16 protein-coding genes are annotated in these 16526 nt (G+C 66.3%); 10 read left to right on the top strand and 6 right to left on the bottom strand.

The features are described 5' to 3' along the window. Together AAG816_RS26365 and AAG816_RS26360 are read left to right on the top strand one after the other, a co-directional pair. Positions 1-1288 (top strand): aldehyde dehydrogenase family protein (locus tag AAG816_RS26365; RefSeq protein WP_341992690.1); only part of this gene is annotated, 1288 nt, incomplete at its 5' end. A 50-nt stretch (positions 1289-1338) separates the two neighbouring features. Further along, on the top strand, positions 1339-2703 hold the full coding sequence (locus tag AAG816_RS26360; RefSeq protein WP_341992689.1) for a DUF3100 domain-containing protein: 1365 nt from the start codon (positions 1339-1341) through the stop codon (positions 2701-2703). A 123-nt stretch (positions 2704-2826) separates the two neighbouring features. On the opposite strand, the gene AAG816_RS26355 is transcribed toward AAG816_RS26360, so the two are convergent. After that, positions 2827-3207, bottom strand: coding sequence for a response regulator (locus AAG816_RS26355; protein ID WP_341992688.1), 381 nt, complete (start codon positions 3205-3207; stop codon positions 2827-2829). 670 nt (positions 3208-3877) lie between these two features. On the opposite strand from AAG816_RS26355, the gene AAG816_RS26350 reads away from it, so the two are divergent. From AAG816_RS26350 to AAG816_RS26335, 4 genes are all read left to right on the top strand, one after another. Next, positions 3878-5647 carry a PAS domain-containing protein gene (locus AAG816_RS26350; RefSeq protein WP_341992687.1) on the top strand — a complete coding sequence of 590 codons (1770 nt, stop codon included), beginning with the start codon at positions 3878-3880 and terminating at the stop codon, positions 5645-5647. Continuing rightward, the gene (locus AAG816_RS26345; RefSeq protein WP_341992692.1) at positions 5647-6303 is read left to right on the top strand and encodes a response regulator transcription factor; all 657 of its coding nucleotides are present in this window, start codon (positions 5647-5649) and stop codon (positions 6301-6303) included. Before AAG816_RS26350 ends, AAG816_RS26345 begins: the two co-directional genes overlap by 1 nt. Positions 6304-6579: 276 nt before the next feature. Continuing rightward, positions 6580-7098 carry a DNA starvation/stationary phase protection protein gene (locus AAG816_RS26340; protein ID WP_341992686.1) on the top strand — a complete coding sequence of 173 codons (519 nt, stop codon included), beginning with the start codon at positions 6580-6582 and terminating at the stop codon, positions 7096-7098. A gap of 229 nt (positions 7099-7327) precedes the next feature. Continuing rightward, entirely contained in the window at positions 7328-7852 is a 525-nt protein-coding gene (locus AAG816_RS26335) for a thioredoxin domain-containing protein (RefSeq protein WP_341992685.1), read from the top strand. A 199-nt stretch (positions 7853-8051) separates the two neighbouring features. Here AAG816_RS26335 and AAG816_RS26330 read toward each other — a convergent pair whose 3' ends face one another. The 4 genes from AAG816_RS26330 to AAG816_RS26315 all read right to left on the bottom strand — a co-directional run bounded on the left by AAG816_RS26330 (position 8052) and on the right by AAG816_RS26315 (position 10640). Beyond that, positions 8052-8609 carry an AraC family transcriptional regulator gene (locus tag AAG816_RS26330; protein WP_341992684.1) on the bottom strand — a complete coding sequence of 186 codons (558 nt, stop codon included), beginning with the start codon at positions 8607-8609 and terminating at the stop codon, positions 8052-8054. 258 nt (positions 8610-8867) lie between these two features. After that, positions 8868-9518: a response regulator gene (locus tag AAG816_RS26325; RefSeq protein WP_341992683.1), complete on the bottom strand. Its 651-nt coding sequence runs from the start codon at positions 9516-9518 to the stop codon at positions 8868-8870. 223 nt (positions 9519-9741) lie between these two features. Then, entirely contained in the window at positions 9742-9933 is a 192-nt protein-coding gene (locus AAG816_RS26320) for a hypothetical protein (protein WP_341992682.1), read from the bottom strand. 143 nt (positions 9934-10076) lie between these two features. After that, positions 10077-10640 (bottom strand): AraC family transcriptional regulator, encoded by a 564-nt coding sequence (locus AAG816_RS26315; RefSeq protein ID WP_341992681.1) that lies wholly within the window; start codon positions 10638-10640, stop codon positions 10077-10079. Positions 10641-10984: 344 nt separating this feature from the next. Between AAG816_RS26315 and AAG816_RS26310 the strand changes: the two genes are divergently transcribed. The 3 genes from AAG816_RS26310 to AAG816_RS26300 all read left to right on the top strand — a co-directional run bounded on the left by AAG816_RS26310 (position 10985) and on the right by AAG816_RS26300 (position 14243). Beyond that, positions 10985-12493, top strand: coding sequence for an ATP-binding protein (locus AAG816_RS26310; protein WP_341992680.1), 1509 nt, complete (start codon positions 10985-10987; stop codon positions 12491-12493). Between the two features lie 163 nt (positions 12494-12656). After that, a complete protein-coding gene (locus tag AAG816_RS26305; RefSeq protein WP_341992679.1) occupies positions 12657-13364 on the top strand; it encodes an N-acetyltransferase in 708 nt (235 codons plus the stop codon). Positions 13365-13613: 249 nt separating this feature from the next. Next, on the top strand, positions 13614-14243 hold the full coding sequence (locus tag AAG816_RS26300) for a hydrolase (RefSeq protein WP_341992678.1): 630 nt from the start codon (positions 13614-13616) through the stop codon (positions 14241-14243). 5 nt (positions 14244-14248) lie between these two features. On the opposite strand, the gene AAG816_RS26295 is transcribed toward AAG816_RS26300, so the two are convergent. Next, positions 14249-15127: a LysR family transcriptional regulator gene (locus AAG816_RS26295; protein WP_341992677.1), complete on the bottom strand. Its 879-nt coding sequence runs from the start codon at positions 15125-15127 to the stop codon at positions 14249-14251. A 167-nt stretch (positions 15128-15294) separates the two neighbouring features. Between AAG816_RS26295 and AAG816_RS26290 the strand changes: the two genes are divergently transcribed. Next, on the top strand, positions 15295-16470 hold the full coding sequence (locus AAG816_RS26290) for an MFS transporter (RefSeq protein ID WP_341992691.1): 1176 nt from the start codon (positions 15295-15297) through the stop codon (positions 16468-16470). Positions 16471-16526: the final 56 nt, after the last annotated feature.

Below are 16526 nucleotides of genomic sequence, written 5' to 3'. Positions count from 1 at the left end.
CGCCCGTGGCCGCACCCTGCAGGCCATCGCCGCCGCCATCGCCGCCAAGGCCGAGCCGCTGGCGCATCTGGAAGCCCTGCATGCCGGCAAGCCGATCCGCGATACCCGCGTGGAAGTGGCCAAGGTGCGGGAGATGTTCGAATATTATGCCGGCTGGGCCGACAAGTTCCACGGCGAGGTGATCCCGGTCCCCTCCTCCCACCTCAACTATACCCGCCGCGAAGCCATGGGCGTGGTGCTCCAGATCACCCCCTGGAATGCCCCCATCTTCACCTGCGGCTGGCAGGTGGCCCCGGCCATCGCCATGGGCAATGCGGTGTTGCTCAAGCCCTCCGAACTCACCCCCCTGACCTCGCTGGCGGTGGCCCTGCTGGCGGAACAGGCCGGCCTGCCCAAGGGCGTGATCAATGTGCTGGCCGGGTTCGGCCACACCACCGGGCAGGCTGCTTTGGCGCAGCCGGCGGTGAAGAAGGTGGTGTTCGTGGGCTCGGTGCCCACCGGCCGCCTGATCGCCGAGGCCGCCGCCAAGCGCCTGTTGCCCTGCGTGCTGGAACTGGGCGGCAAGTCCGCCAATATCGTGTTCGCCGATGCCGACCTGGAACGGGCCGCCGCCGGGGCCCAGGCCGCCATCTTCTCCGGCGCCGGCCAGAGCTGCGTCGCCGGCTCCCGCCTGCTGGTGCAGCGCGCGGTCTATGACCGGTTCGTGGATCTGGTGGCCACCGGCGCCGCCAAGCTGAAGGTGGGCGATCCGCTGTCGCCGGACACCGAGATCGGCCCCATCAACAATGCCAAGCAGTACGGCCATGTGCTGGCCCAGGTGAAGGCCGGCGTCAGCGAAGGCGCGCATCTGGTCACCGGCACCGATGGGCAGGCCAAGGAGGGGGGCTATTTCGTCGCCCCCACCGTGCTGCGCGACGTGACCAACACCATGGGCATCGCCCGCACCGAGGTGTTCGGCCCGGTGGTGGCGGCGATCCCGTTCGATACCGAGGAAGACGCCATCGCCATCGCCAATGACAGCGAGTTCGGCCTCGCCGGCGCGGTGTGGACCGCGGATGTCGGCCGCGCCCACCGGGTCGCGGCGGCGGTGAAGGCGGGCACCTTCTGGATCAACTCCTACAAGACCATCAACGTGGCTTCGCCCTTCGGCGGCTTCAACCTGAGCGGGCATGGCCGCTCCAGCGGGGTCGAGGCGCTGTATGAATATACCCAGGTGAAGAGCGTCTGGGTGGAGACGGCGGCAGCGCCCGTGGTCGGCTTTGGTTATGCGCCAGGAGTGCGTGAATAACGCTTGCGACAGACTGTCATACGACAAGAACAACATAGGGGAACTTCGTGATGAACCCGTCCAGTCCGGCCGTAGCACGGCCCTCTTCCGTCGTCGGTCCGGCACTGGCCGTGCGCCTGTTCCTGTTCGCCTTCGTCATCGTGGTGGCCGCCGAATGGTTCGGTCCCCTGGCAGTGCCCATGGGCGGCACCTACAAGGTGGTGCTCCTGCCGCTGTTGTGGGCGCTGCTGCTGGGCGCGCTGTGGGGCATCGCCAGCAAGGGGCTCCCCGGCCCGCTGAAGGCCGACGACACCCTCCAGGGCCTGTCGGCGCTGGTGCTCCAGCCGGCCCTGTTGCTGTTCGTCGGCAAGCTCGGCCTGCTGGTGGGCGGCTCGCTGCCGAAGATCCTGCAATCGGGCTGGGCCTTGGTATTTCAAGAGTTTGGCCACTTCTTCGGCACCATGATCTTCGGCCTGCCGGTGGCCCTCTTGCTGGGCATCAAGCGCGAAGCCATCGGCGCCACCTTCTCGGTCGGCCGCGAGCCGAGTCTCGCCATCATCGGCGAGAAGTTCGGCATGGACAGCCCGGAAGGCCGCGGCGTGCTGGCGGAATACATGACCGGCACCATCTTCGGCGCCGTCTTCATCGCCATCTTCGCGGGCCTGGTGGCGAGCCTGGGCATCTTCAATCCCCTGGCTCTGGCCATGGGCGCGGGCGTCGGTTCCGGCAGCATGATGGCCGCAGCCTCCGGCGCCATCGCCGCCCAGGAGCCGGCCGCTATGGCCAAGGACATCGCCGCCTTCGCCGCCGCCAGCAACCTCATCACCACCACCATCGGCACCTATTTCACGCTGTTCCTGTCCCTGCCCTTCACCATCTGGGCCTATGGCGTGCTGGAGCCGATCCTCGGCCGCGGCCGCACGATCGATACCGCGGAGGCGCCCGCCCCGGCGGTGACCGCCGCTGCCCCCAAGGGCCACGCCAAGGCGGCATTCGGCATGCCGGCCTTGCTCGGCATCTGGGTCGTGGTCGGCTTCACCGCCCTGGTGGGCAATTTGCTGGGCTACAAAACCCCCATCGACGGGGCGTCCATCGCCGGCATGGCGATCATCCTCGGCACGGTCATCGTCGGCCAGGCCATCTACACGCTGACCCGCGGCGTGGTGCCGGCGGTGGTCTGGGTCACCGGCGTCGCGATGCTGCTGACCTATCCGTCCATGCCTTATGCGGCCGAGATCGCCGCCATGACCGGAAAGATCAACTTCCTGGCCCTGACCACCCCCATGCTGGCGTTTGCCGGCCTGTCCATCGCCAAGGACATTCCGGTGTTCCGCAAGCTCGGCTGGCGGATCGTGGTGGTGTCGTTGATGGCCAATGCGGGCACCTTCCTGGGCGCGGCCATCATCGCCCAGATCTTCATGCACAACCCCACCTGAGGACAATCTCGCCCCCGCAGCCCCCGCCGGAACCCCACCGGACGGGGCTGCCTGCATTTATATTCCGTAAGGGAAGGTCGCCCCCGTCACCCTCCGGGGCCAAGGCCGCGGGAGGCGCGGATCTCAGGCGTGCGGCGGGCGCTCCAGAGCGGCGGTGAGGCACTCGATCATGGCCTGGCCGTCGAACGGCTTGCTCAGAAAGCCGATGGCACCGGCCGCCTCCGCACGACGCCGCACCGCATCCTCGGGAAAGGCCGTGATGAAAATGATCGGGATCCGGCACTGGCGCTGAATCAGCACCTTTTGCAGGTCGAGCCCGCTCATGCCCGGCATCTGGATGTCAGATACGAGGCAGGAGGTGTCTTCCATGACGTCCGAGGTCAGGAACTCCTCGGCGGATGCGAAGGTGGAGACCTTGAAACCCAGAGACCGCACCAGACTGCTCACTGCCAGCCGGACCGAGTCGTCATCATCGACAATGCTGATGGTTGGAGTCAGCGACACAGACATGTCCTCGTGCTCGGCCTCGCGTTACCCATCGGAATGGCCCGCACCGTTGAGACCATGATGCCCCATTGACGGCATTGACGGAACTATACAGACGTTTGGATCGAAAATCCTTCGAGAATACAACCTTCTATAGGCCGGAAGGTTCCCCGTCCCGGGCAACCCTGTGCTTCGGAAACCGCAGTCAACGGCGGTTTCATGATCCGGCATCGCGCGAATCCCGCCGGACGATCTCGCCCCGCCCGACTCCCCCCGGGCTGCCCCAAGCGCGCGCCTGCCGCCACCGGCGGGGGCCGCTGCCGACCATGCTTACGTATAGGGGCCATGGCCATCTGCCTCTGCTAAGAGTCTGCAACGAGGGAAGATCGCCCATTCATCCAAGCCCGGAGGGTGCACAGTCGATAGTCTTCCCGCTCGACAGTGATGGAAGGCCAAGGCAGTCGATGTCCACCGCGTTCCTATCGGCCGCCCGTGCTTCCTCGACGGACCGCCCGCCGCGTATCAGAACGGGCGCGGCGTCCGGCAGGGCGCAGAGCCTGCCCGGGCAGATCAACCACCTTGGATCGTTGGTTGCGTCGTGATGGGTCGCCAATGGGACGCCAGGACTCTGGACGCGCGCATGCCCGCGGACGCCGCGGGCGGCTCGGGAGGCCTCCTGCTTCCCGCCTTGGCGGCGCTGCTGGCGGGCGCGATCTTTCTGGTCGACACACTGACGCCGCTGGATACGGCCATCGCCGTTCTCTATGTCGCGGTCGTGCTCATAGCCGCCACCCGCCTCGGCCAAAATGGGATCATCGCCACCGGCGTCACCTGCATCAGCCTCAGCCTGCTGAGCTTCTTCATCATGCATGGGGATGCCTACAACTTTGAGGCCATCATCCGCTGCGGTGTCGGCATCACGGCGATCATGGTCACGACCCTCCTGTCGGTGCGAAACCACGTCTCCAATGCCTCGCTCAAGAGCCAGGCCGCTCTGCTCGACCTCACCCACGATGCCATCCTGGTCCGCAACGCCAACGATACCATCATCTATTGGAGCCGCGGCGCTGAAGAGCTCTACGGCTGGTTGCGGGCCGAAGCGGTGGGACAGAATATCGTGTCGCTGTTGAAGACAGTGTTCCCCATCGACCCGAACGACATTGTCGCCCAGGTGGAGACGACCGGCCGCTGGGATGGCGAGTTGCGCCACACCCGCAAGGATGGAACCCCTGTCATCGTCGCCAGCCGCTGGGCTCTGCTCCGTGACAAGCGCGGGCGGCCCGTGGCCACCATGGCGACCAACACCGACATCAGCGATCGCAAGCGCTCCGAGGAGAAGCTCGCGCTCGCGCGCGCAGAATTGCGGCGCGTGGTCGATGCCATTCCCGGCATGGTCTGGAGCGCGGACGCCCACACCGGCGCCTTGCTGTTCGTCAACGCGCGCTGGTCCGACGCCGGCTGGCGCACCGCCGATCTGGGGGCGGACTGGTGGTCCGTCGCCCATCCCGATGACTGCCCGCAGTTGAAGGACATGTGGGCCCGCGCGCTGGAGAGCGGTCATCCATTCGAAAGCTCGGCGCGCATGCGCCACGCAGATGGCAGCTACCGCTGGATGCTGGTGCAATGCACCCCCCTGCGCGACGAGACCGGACAGATCATTCGCTGGTACGGTATCAATACCGACATTGAGGACCGTCGCGCGGCCGAGGATGCCCTGCATCAGACGCAAGCGGAACTGGCACACATGACACGGCTCACCACCTTGGGGGAACTGACCGCGTCCATCGCGCATGAAGTCAACCAGCCTCTGGCGGCGATCGTCACCAATGGGGAAGCTTGCCTGCGCTGGCTGCGCCGCGCTGAGCCGGACGTCGACGAGGCCCAGTCCTCGGTGGAACGGATCATCGCCAATGGTCGCCGGGCCAGTGACGTGATCTCCCGCCTGCGGGCCATGTCGCGCCGGGGAGAGCCACAGCAGGCCCCGGTCAGGATCAATGACATCATTGAGGAGACCTTGCCCCTGGTGGAGCGGGAGCTGTTCCATCACCGGGTGGAGTTGCGCCTCGATCTGACCCCGGTCCTGCCGCCAGTGCTTGCTGACCGGATCCAGCTCCAGCAGGTGCTCATCAACCTGGTTTTGAACGCCGCACAGGCGATGGACGGTACGCCGGATGGGTCGCGTCAGCTTACCATTTCGTCCGGGATCGAAACCAGCGCGTCCGATGCACCGATGGTGACGGTCGCTGTCTGCGATAGCGGCGTCGGCGTCGACGCCGCGAGCCTCTCCCAGCTTTTCAACGCCTTCTACAGCACCAAGCCCGACGGCATGGGAATGGGCTTGTCCATCTCCCGCTCGATCATCGAGGCCCACACCGGGCGAATTGTCGCCACGCGAAACGCCGAGGATGGCATGACCTTTCAGGTCAGCCTTCCGGCCATCAAGGAGTCGATGCCGTGATCTCCCCCCCGTCGCAGCGCCTTCCACCCTCGGGCGGCGCCGAACCGTTCGTGATCATCGTGGATGACGACGCCTCGATCCGCGAGTCGCTTTCAAGCCTGTTCCGCTCGGTCGGCCTGCGGGTGGAACTCTTCGCCTCCACCGCTGAGATGCTCCAGGCCAAGCTCCCCGATGCGCCCCGCTGCCTGGTGCTGGACATCCGCCTGCCCGGTCTCAGCGGGCTCGACTTCCAGGATCAGTTGGGCAAGTCCGACAATACCATGCCGATCATCTTCATGACCGGATATGGCGATATCCCCATGTCGGTCCGGGCCATGAAGGCCGGGGCCGCGGACTTTCTCACCAAGCCGTTCCGCGACCAGGACATCCTCGACGCGGTGGCGTCCTCACTGGAGAAAGACCGGCTGCGCCGCGAGACCGATCGCGCGCATGCCAGTGTGGAGACCCTCTATCAGTCGCTCACGGCGCGCGAGAAGGAAGTGATGGCGCTGGTCTCCTCAGGCTTGATGAACAAGCAGGTGGCCGCCGAGATCGGCCTGAGCGAGATCACGGTGAAGATCCACCGGGGCAATGTCATGCGCAAGATGGCCGCAAGATCGCTCGCCGATCTCGTGCGCATGGCGGGAACCTTGGGGCTGCCGACCGATCGGAAATAGCCTCGGCGGTCTTTCCTATCACCCCGCCGGTGCCGGCCGCATCGGCGGATGCCGGCGGACTCCCGCCGGCATTTCTGCCCATCCTTGCGTGTTCATCGCCCCACACTCATGTATGAGCTCGGCATTCGAGCATCTGATACGTTTGGAACCCACTCTTTTCTATGTTGGATCTTGTCAGGGCGCGCCAGGGACTGATCCGGCGCAGACATCCTGACCCGATAGCCTCGGCCCCAGCGCGGTGACCAGACGTCGGCCCGAATTGGATGGAGATTCCAGATGACCACCACCACCCTCAAGGTGCGCCAGACCGCCCCTTTGCGCACCCCCACGGATCTCGGTGCCGATGCCACCCGCGACATTGCCGCGGCGCTGACGACGCTCCTGGCGGATATGTTCGCCCTTTACCTCAAGACCAAGAACTTCCACTGGCACATGTCCGGGCCGCACTTTCGCGATTTCCACCTGATGCTGGATGACCACGGCGACCAGATCTTCGCCACCACCGACGCCATCGCCGAGCGTGCCCGCAAGGTCGGGGGCACCACGCTGCGCTCCATCGGCCACATCCAGCGCCTGCAGCGGCTCCTGGACAATGACGCCGACTACGTGACGGCGCAGGACATGCTGGCGGAGCTGGCCGACGACAACAAGCAAATGGCCGCCTACCTGCGGGCGGCGCATGCGGTCTGCGAAGACTATAATGACGTTGCCACCACGAGCCTGATCGAGGTGTGGATCGACGAGGCCGAGCGTCGCACCTGGTTCCTGTTCGAGGCCACCCGCACCGCCAACTGAGCCCGCGAACCCACAGGGGCGCGCCGTGCAACGCCGGGCTCTGGGCACGGAGCCCGGCGGCGTCGGGGAACTGGCGTGCGCCGCCTCACGACGGTTGCGGCGGCAGAGCCGTGCGCCCACGGCGTTTCCTCTCGCAAGTCGCCGTCAGTCCCCGGCGCCGATGCATGCGCCGCACTGACCCCGCTTGACGTCCCCCCGGCCTGACCGCCCAAAGCACCGGAGACCACATATGATCCGCCTGACCCCGCCCCCCGGACCAACCGACCATGCCCAGGGCCCCGCCGACGCGCCGGTGACGCTGGTAGAATATGGCGACTACGAGTGCCCGTACTGCGGCGAAGCGTATGCCGTCATCAAGGCCGTGCAGAAAGCCATGGGCCCGCGGCTGCGCTTCATCTTCCGCAACTTCCCTTTGACGGAGTCCCATCCGCACGCGGCCCGCGCCGCCGAACTGGCCGAGGCCGCCGCCACCATCGACCGCTTCTGGCTGGCGCACGACATCCTGTACGAAAATCAGACGGCGCTGGAGACCCCGAACCTGGTCCGCTACGGCGCCCATGTGGGGCTCGACCCCTCGACGGTGGTCGCCGCCTTCGAGGGCCGCTTCGACGCCAGGATTCGCGCGGACTTCGAGAGCGGCGTGGAAAGCGGGGTGAATGGCACCCCCACGCTGTTCATCAACGGCCTGCGCTACGACGGCCCCCGCGATGTGCAGAGCCTCCTCGACGCGCTGACCCCGTCTGCCCCCGACTGACGGCGCAGCGCCAGGGCCGGCGACCCGCGCCTGGATTGGGCGGGTCGCCGGTGCCGCTCCGTCGAGCAGGCCCAACGGGAAAAGCCCCGACGGGGGCTCGGGGAGATCGTCGCTCGGATGCCGTTGGCAGGGGGAAGATTCGCGGGATCTTTGCACTGACGCGCGCCCGAATGGATCGCGCGGGTTGGCTGACCCAAGCTTAGTCCCGCTGACGCCATTTGCGACGCCACCCCAGGGGCGTATCGCCCACGAACTTGCGGAACAACCGCGTGAGATGGGCTTGGTCCACAAGGCCACAATCGCAGGCAATCTCACTCAGCGTGTCGCTGGTGGCGATCATCAAGGCCTGGGCGCGTTCGACCCGCTTGCGCATGATGAAATTATGCGGGGAGTCGCCGAAACTCACCTTGAACGCCAGGGAGAAATACCCGTTGCTGAGCTTGGCAAGGGTCGCGAGTTCGCCAATGGGGATCGGCCGCCCCAGATGTGCTTCCACATGGGCCGCGACCCGGCGGACCTGCCAGGGCTGGAGGCCACCCCGCACCGACGCGGGTTTCACTGGCGGCAGGGGCTCCCGAACCGATGGCGCCGACGCCGCGCCCGCCAGCAGTGCCTCCAGCTGGTACAGATAGGCTCGCGCACTCTCCACGTCGTGGACGATCGCCGCGTGGGCATGGGCAAACAAGGCCTTAGCCTCGCGACTGCCCAGCGGTCCCAATGCATGCGGAACGGCGGTATGGGGAGCTGCTGTCAGCATAAACGGAACTCCGTGCGAAACGTTGAGTCACGTTATGGTCAGCCGCTCAGGCTCTCCATCGGACGCTCCGGTTAGCGCACCGTCCCATGGTTCAGTCAGCCCCATACCTAAGTATGACCACCCACCACGGAAGGTATCAAAAAACCTCAATCCTCTATTCTGTCGTGACGGCCGAGATCGGCGCAGCACCCGCCCATCCGGGGGTGAAACAATGATCGAACCCCAGGCGCCGCACCACCAGGACGACCGACCGCGCGATCAGTCCGTCCCACCGGGCGTCGGGCGGCGGTCGCGCGGGAGCTTTTCGCAAAGACGGACGAGATCGGGCAACGTGGTCACGCCCATCTTGCGCATCACATTGGCTCGGTGAAACTTGACGGTAATCTCGCTCAGTCCGAGGTCGCCGGCGATCTGCTTGTTCATCGATCCGGCCGCGACCAGAGACATGACCTGTTTCTCGCGCTCGCTCAGACCGCCATATCGCGCCTGCGCGGCGGTCCGTGCCGCGGCTTCGGCCCGACGGGTACGATCACGCGCCAGAGCGGCGGCGACAGCATCCAGCAACGTCTGATCTCGGAACGGCTTTTCCAGGAAATCCATGGCGCCGGCTTTCATCGCCTTGACCGACATGGGGATGTCGCCATGTGCGGTGATGAAGATGATCGGCATGGCGTTGCCGATCGCCGCCAGTTTGCCTTGAAGCTCGAAGCCGCCAATCTGCGGCAGGCGCACATCGCTGATCAGGCAACACACCGTATCCGGCAACGCGGCGGCGAGGAGCGCCTGCGCGCTGTCATAGACCATCGTGTCGAGGCCGACGGAGCGCAGCAATCGCACCAGCGCCGACCGCATGGCCGGATCGTCATCGACGATCAGGACGAGGGGCGCGTTGTCGTCCACACGTGTCACCGGTTTCTCCCGCCTGACCCCTATGGTCGTGAAAGCGAGTGGTAGTCTGTTTTGCGCCGCGCAACCATCCGTCACGCGGACCTCAGGTCGGGATCCGTGACGCCGACACGCGATGCACAGGCTGGATCAAAAAAACGCTCCCGGGGGATCGCGCCGGAAGCGTTCAAGCGCAGTCCGTATTTTCATCGGGCCTTCGGACGGTTCAACCACCCGCGGCGCGGACTCACTCGGGCAATAACGCCCTGCGCTTCTGCAACTGCGCCAGAAGCTCTTCCTGCTCGGCGATCCGATCGGCGTTGCGGCTCTCATCGGCGGCGCCGGAATAGGCGGCCGCCTGCTCGGTCAGATCGCGGATGTTGGCGCGGACGGCGGCAATATGCGCGTCAAGGTCTTGGGCAGTCTCTAGATCGGCCATGGGGAACCTCGGAGTTGATGATGGTCGGTGGCGAAGGGGCAGTCCCATGACTTACCCCTTGCCATGGCCGCTTGGGAAGCACGGAACCGGAGGAGCAGCCGGCGGCTCGCGGCCGAGTCACATGCCAAGAGTCACATGCACAGTCACATGGTCTGTGCGCCCGCCCCGTGGCGTCGGCGCCATGCGCAGGGCGTCTCGCCCGTCAGGCGCCGGAACAGGCGCGAGAGGTGCGCCTGGTCGGCGAGGCCACAATCCAGAGCAATCTCACACAGCGGCGTCGCGGTGGTCCGGAGTGCCGCCTTCGCCCGCTCGATACGGCATCGCATAACATAAGCATGGGGCGGCATGCCAAAACTTTGCTTGAAGGCGCGGGAGAAATAGCCCGGGCTCAACTGCACCGCTGCGGCGAGTTCCTTCTGGCGGATCGGTCCGTCGAGGCCCTCCCGGATGGCGTGCAACACGCGGCCGATCTGCCACCGCGCCAGACCGCCGCGGACCACTTGCGCCATGGGCAAGGACGGTGGCACTTGGCGCCGGAGCGGGAAATCGGACGAGGAAGGCGCGAGGACGGCGCCGACGAGAGAGTCGCGGTCGGCGTCACGGTCGGCGGCCATGCCATTTCCGCCCGCGCCCAGGAGCTCCTGCACCAACATCTGGACACCACCGGCGTCGGGCTTGCGGGTCTCAACGCGGCCTATGGCTTTCATGGTGTCGCTCCGTTAGGTTCGCTTGTCGAGCGTCAGTTCAACTCCTGGCCAGGGTGCAATGAGAGCGGATGTGGTTCTACTCTACGATGATTGGACTTGCTCCGCTCTAGGTTGGTCTCGACTATACGAACGTATATGTATGGATCTGCTCTTTTCACCTTTTGCCAGTGGCCTTTCAATCCACATGGTCGGCGCCGATCGGCCTGCCGACCTTGACGCAGATGTTCGACGTGTGCGCGTGAAGCGGCGTGGGAGGGCGGTGGGTGTCTAGGGTTCAGGCCAAGGAGGCAGCCAGAAGGTCCGACCATAGCCACCGCGCCAAACCTTCGTGGCGGCGGCCGGTCATGCCGGTGCTGGCGGGCTTGACTGCGCTGGTGATTTTTCTGGTGGACCTCGCCGGCTCCCTGGGCGTCGCGGTGGCAGTCCTCTACGTGGTCGTCATCCTGATATCCGCGAGCTTTGCCGACCGCCGGGCTCTGATCCTGATCGCGGCGGGCTGCGCCGGACTGACCGTCCTCGCCTATCTGCTGGCGCACGGCCCCTCGCTTGGCCAGCAAGCCCTGCTGCGCTGCCTCATCAGCCTCTCGGCCATCGCCATCGTCACATGGCTCGCGGTGCGCCATCGGATTTCAACGCAGATCCTGCGGAACAGCGAGCGTCGCTATCGCAACATCTTTCAATCCACCGGTGCCTCGATCTGGGAGGAGGATCTCAGCGACGTGCGCCGCGCGATGGATGCCTTGGTGCAGCAGGGGATCACGGATGTCCGCGCGCACATGGATGCTTCGCCGGAGTTCCTGCGCCATTGCGTCTCGCTGGTGCGGATCGTGGATGTGAACGAGGCGGCAATGAAATTGGTGGGCGCCCGGGACCAGCCGCATTTCATGTCCTCGCTGCAAAACATCTTCATTGCCGAGACCGAGCCGTCATTCCGCGAATTTCTGTTGGCCTATTACGAGGGAAAATCCAGCTTCTCCTATGAGACCATGATCCGCACCATTGATGGCGAGCGACGCTCCATCCTCATGGCCGCAACCTTTCCGGTGACGGACGGGGCGCATGAGAATGTGCTGGTCAGCATCTTCGACATTACCGACCGGATCCGCGCCGAGCAGGCGCTGGAACAAGCGCGGGCGGAACTGGCGCATGTGGGACGCGTCATCACCCTCGGGGAATTGACCGCGTCCATCGCCCATGAGGTCAATCAACCGCTCGCGGCCATCGTCACCAATGGCGAGGCCAGCCTGCGGTGGCTCGAGCGGCCGGTTCCCGATCTCGCAGAGGCGCGGGAATGCCTGGTGGAACTCATCGGCGAAGGTCGTCGCGCCGGGGACGTGGTCAACCGGCTGCGCAAGCTGGCCACCAAGGCGGCGCCTGAACACACGTTGGTGGAGGTGCGAACGCTGATCGCCGAAGCGGTGGAACTGGTGAACCGCCAGTTGCTGGAGCAGCAGATCCGGCTGACCCAGGATCTCGGCGCCCACCCCGCCGTGGTGCTGGCCGATCGGGTGCAGTTGCAGCAGGTCATCATCAACCTGATGATCAATGGCGCCCAGGCGATGGCGACGACCAGCGTCCGCGAACTGACCATTCGTCTGCGGCAGGACCCGGCCGAGGGCGTCATCGTCACCGTGCAGGATACGGGCGTCGGCGTCAGTGAAGACGCCATGGACCGGCTGTTCAGCGCCTTCTTCTCGACCAAAGCCTCGGGCATGGGCATGGGGCTTTCCATCAGCCGCTCGATCATCCACGCCCATGACGGTCGGATCTGGGTCACCTCCGCTCCCGGCGCCGGGGCCGCGTTCCATTTCGCGTTGCCGCTGGCAAGCCAGGCCCAAGACCCCGCCCCCTGACGGCCGGGGGAACCAGTCATGGCGCCAGGATGACCGGTAGGGACGGGGCCGACCTAAACCTGTGTATGATTCAATGCTTTGCCCATTCGGCCCATGATCACGCCATTGTGCGGGCGTCGTTCCCTGTTTGAGGGTGCGGCCGAAGAATGGGGCCGTGTGCAGAGTGCCCATCATTGCGATCGTCGACGATGAAGCCCCGGTGCGCCGTGCCGTTGGAAGTCTGGTCCGCTCCTTCGGTTTCAAGGCCCGCACATATGGTTCCGCAGCGGAATTCCTGGCAGATCCCGAGAGTTTGAGCAGCGCCTGCATCGTCTCGGACATCCACATGCCGGACATGTCCGGCATCGCCCTGCAGCAGACCCTGCTGAGCCAGGGCAGCACCATTCCCTTCATCTTCATCACCGCTTTGCCCGAGTCCGGGCTGGCGCAGCAAGCCGGTCCCCATGTCTGCCTGCTGCACAAGCCGTTCGACGCCCAGGTGCTTGCCACCTGCATCACGCGAGCCGTGGACCAACGCGCGGCGCCCCCACACCTGGAACCCCGGCGTCCTGCCGACGTTGACCGCCCAGCAACGGAGAGCACAATGACCGGCCCCGCCGAGACCGTGATCGACAACCCCGCCCAGCATCGCTTCGAGATGCACGTGGATGGGCATCTGGCCGTGGTCGAATACCGCGAGAGCGGCGACGGGCTCGATCTCGTCCACACCGAGGTGCCCGACGCGCTGTCCGGACGGGGCATCGGCTCGCGATTGGCCAAGGGGGTGTTCGACCAGCTCCGGACCTCGGGCCGCAAGGCCAAGGTGACCTGCTCCTTCCTTCAGGCATGGACCGCGCGCCATCCGGACGTGGCGGATCTCATCATCGACTGACGTTGCCATGACCTGCGCGCCGCCGACAGGGCCGGCGGCAATGGCGCGTAGGCGTTCGCGCGCCGCAGCGTGAAAACGTCATGCCATTTGAACAAACGGCAACCATCCGTTCAAGACCCGCGACGCGGGCCCCCATAGGGTGACGGCCATGGGCATTGGCGTCCTCAGTGAGGGCGCCGGACCTGCCCATTTTCCTGCATGGGGGCAAGGTCCGTTGGCCGTCCCCCATCGTCCGAAAGGCCTTCGCCCGTGACACCCTCCATCCCCCTCCTGCAACCTGATGATTGTGCGCTCCTGCTGGTGGATCAGCAGGCGGGGCTGGCGTTCGGCGTCAGCTCCATGGATCGCCAGACCCTGCTCAACAACACCGTCGCGCTCGCGCGCACCGCCGAGGTGTTCAAGCTGCCGGTGGTGGCCTCCACCTCGGCCACCAAGGTCTATAGCGGCCCCTTGATGCCGGCGGTGCATGCGGCGCTTCCGGACGTTGAGGTACTGGATCGGCGCAACATGAATGCGTGGGAAGATGCCGCGGTGCGCGCCGCCGTGCTGGCCACCGGGCGGCGCAAACTGGTGGTATCCGGGCTTCTGACCGAAGCCTGCGTCAGCTTCACGGTCCTGTCCGCTTTGGCGGAGGGCTTTGAGGTTCATGTGGTCGGCGATGCCTGCGGCGGCCTCACGCCCGTCAGCCATGATCTGGCCCTGCGGCGCATGGCGGCGGCCGGGGCGGTGATGACCTCCTGGCTCCAGGTGCTGCTGGAACTGCAGCGGGATTGGACCCGGCATGAGACCTATGACGGCGCCCGCGCCATCGTCGAGGCCAATGGCGGGGGCTATGGTATCGGTCTCGCTTATGCCCGCGACATGATCCACCCGGCCTGACCCGTTCAGGGCACGGCGAGCCGCGCCTCCAAAGCGGCGATGAACAGCCGCACCTTGGGCGGCACCAGCCGCCGCGTGGGATAGACGGCCCAGATGGCGAGATCCTCCGGGGCGGTGCCCACCAACGGCAGGGCAACCAATCGCCCGGCCGCCAGATCGTCCCGGACGTTCCAGAGGGAAAGCAGCACGATCCCGCCGCCGCCGAGGCACACCTCATGCAACCCCTCGATGCTGCTGGAGGCAACGCGGGGATGGATGCGGACCTGACGCCGCCGCCCCTTGGCCTCGAAGGTCCAGTGGGTGGTGCCGGTCAATGCCAGGCAGTCGTGATGCGCCAGGTCGGCAATGGAGGACGGGACACCGCGCGCCTGCACATAGCCCGGCGCTGCGCACAGCACGCGCGGATTGTCCGCCAGCTTGTGCGCGATCAACCCGTTGTCCCGCAAATGGGCAATGCGGATCGCCAGGTCCACGCCGGAGGCCACCATGTCGATGGGAACATCTTGCAGTTCCAGCTCGATGCGCAGATCGGGATTGTCGCGCAACAGGCCGGGAATGATGGGGGCGATGGCCTTGCGTCCGAAGGCCATGGACGCGGACACGCGCAGCAGTCCCGATGCCCCGGCCTCGGCCGGGCGCAATTGCGCCCGCCCTGCCGCCTCGCTCTCCAGCAGGGCCTGGGCATAGGGCAGGAAGGCTTCGCCTTCGGGGGTGAGCGAGATGGAGCGCGTCGTGCGATGCATCAGCCGCACGCCGAGATCCTGTTCGAGCGCCGCGAGGCGCCGCGTGGCCAGCATGGGCAAGATGCCCAGCCGCCGCGCCGCAGCTGACAGGCTCTCCGTGGCGGCGGCGGCCACCAGCACGGCCACGGCATCCGTATCCATTATAACACTTTCCGACTAACTGGCTCATCCAAATGCCAGTCTACAGACCAAAGCGATATGCCGCTACAGTCTGCGCAGCTTCACTTTTCCAGAAAGTTCGCGCCGTGCCCCCGATCGACTCCTCCCCCGCACCCGAGCCGGGCCTGTCCCCGGTCAAGACCCTGTTGATGGCCATGGCCGCCGGCGTTGCGGTGGCCAACATCTATTACAACCAGCCCATGCTGGGGGTGATTGAGCGCGAGTTCCCCAACTCCGCCAGCATCGGCCTGATCCCCACCGCCACCCAGCTCGGCTATGCGGCGGGACTGCTGCTGCTGGTGCCCCTGGGCGACCTCACCGACCGGCGTCGCCTGATCGTGCTGCAGTTCATTGTGCTGGCGGCAACCCTCGCCATTGCCGCTTTGGCGCCGACGGCGGCCATCCTGATTGCCGCCTCGCTCCTGGTGGGCGCGAGCGCCACGGTGGCGCAGCAGATCGTGCCGTTCGCGGCAACTCTTGCGGCCCCGGAACGCCGCGGCCGCACCCTGGGTGTCGTCATCGCCGGCCTGTTGTGCGGCATCCTGTTCAGCCGCACCTTGGCGGGGTTCATGGCCTCCCATGGCGGCTGGCGCGCCATGTTCTGGCTGGGCATCCCGCTGGCACTGGCCGCAGCGGCGACCATGGCCCGCATCCTGCCCCGCAATCATCCGCATGAGAATCTCAGCTATGGCCGCTCGCTGGCCTCCCTGGGTGCCCTGTGGCGGGATGAGCCGGCCCTGCGGGGCGCGGCGCTGATGCAGGCGGCCCTGTTCGCCTCCTTCACCGTGTTCTGGACCATCCTGGCGCTGCATCTGGAGGCTCCGGCGTTCCGGCTCGGGCCGGAGGTGGCGGGTCTGTTCGGCATCCTGGGGGCCGTGGGCATCCTGGCGGCACCGGTCGCCGGGCGTCTGGCGGACAAGCGCGGACCGCACCTCGTGATCTACATCGGTGCTGGCGCGACCTTGGCGTCGTGGCTGGTGTTCGGCCTGTGGGACGTGATGGCCGGGCTGGTGGTCGGCGTCGTGCTGCTCGACTTCGGCATGCAGAGCGCCCTGGTGTCCAACCAGCACATCGTGTTTGCGTTGCGCCCGGAAGCCCGCAGCCGGATCAACACCTTGTTCATGACCACCATGTTCCTCGGCGGCGCCTTCGGCTCGGCGGGGGCGACCTTGGCCTGGGATTTCGGCGGCTGGCCGGCGGTGAGCGTGTTCGGTGGGCTGCTGTCGGTGGCGGCGATCCTGGTCAAGCTCGGCACCCGCACCGCCCCGCACGGGCATGGCGGGCTGGACCGGCCCCTCGCCGCGCCCCAGGAAGCGGCACACTGAACCACGCCTGATCTGCCCCCCTCTGGCGCGGCGGCGGCTCCCTGGCGGGGCCGTCC

It is taken from the genome of Azorhizobium sp. AG788, from assembly GCF_943371865.1.
In the GTDB taxonomy this organism is placed as follows: domain Bacteria; phylum Pseudomonadota; class Alphaproteobacteria; order Rhizobiales; family Xanthobacteraceae; genus Azorhizobium.
This window is presented reverse-complemented; position numbering and strand designations above follow the sequence as displayed.

What these genes read in the sequence shown, in the direction of transcription:
- AAG816_RS26360 (WP_341992689.1), top strand. Translation starts at nt 1,339, where the DNA reads ATGAACCCGTCCAGTCCGGCCGTAGCACGGCCCTCTTCCGTCGTCGGT.
- AAG816_RS26340 (WP_341992686.1), top strand. Translation starts at nt 6,580, where the DNA reads ATGACCACCACCACCCTCAAGGTGCGCCAGACCGCCCCTTTGCGCACC.
- AAG816_RS26335 (WP_341992685.1), top strand. Translation starts at nt 7,328, where the DNA reads ATGATCCGCCTGACCCCGCCCCCCGGACCAACCGACCATGCCCAGGGC.
- AAG816_RS26330 (WP_341992684.1), bottom strand. Translation starts at nt 8,609, where the DNA reads ATGCTGACAGCAGCTCCCCATACCGCCGTTCCGCATGCATTGGGACCG.
- AAG816_RS26320 (WP_341992682.1), bottom strand. Translation starts at nt 9,933, where the DNA reads ATGGCCGATCTAGAGACTGCCCAAGACCTTGACGCGCATATTGCCGCC.
- AAG816_RS26315 (WP_341992681.1), bottom strand. Translation starts at nt 10,640, where the DNA reads ATGAAAGCCATAGGCCGCGTTGAGACCCGCAAGCCCGACGCCGGTGGT.
- AAG816_RS26310 (WP_341992680.1), top strand. Translation starts at nt 10,985, where the DNA reads ATGCCGGTGCTGGCGGGCTTGACTGCGCTGGTGATTTTTCTGGTGGAC.
- AAG816_RS26295 (WP_341992677.1), bottom strand. Translation starts at nt 15,127, where the DNA reads ATGGATACGGATGCCGTGGCCGTGCTGGTGGCCGCCGCCGCCACGGAG.
- AAG816_RS26290 (WP_341992691.1), top strand. Translation starts at nt 15,295, where the DNA reads ATGGCCATGGCCGCCGGCGTTGCGGTGGCCAACATCTATTACAACCAG.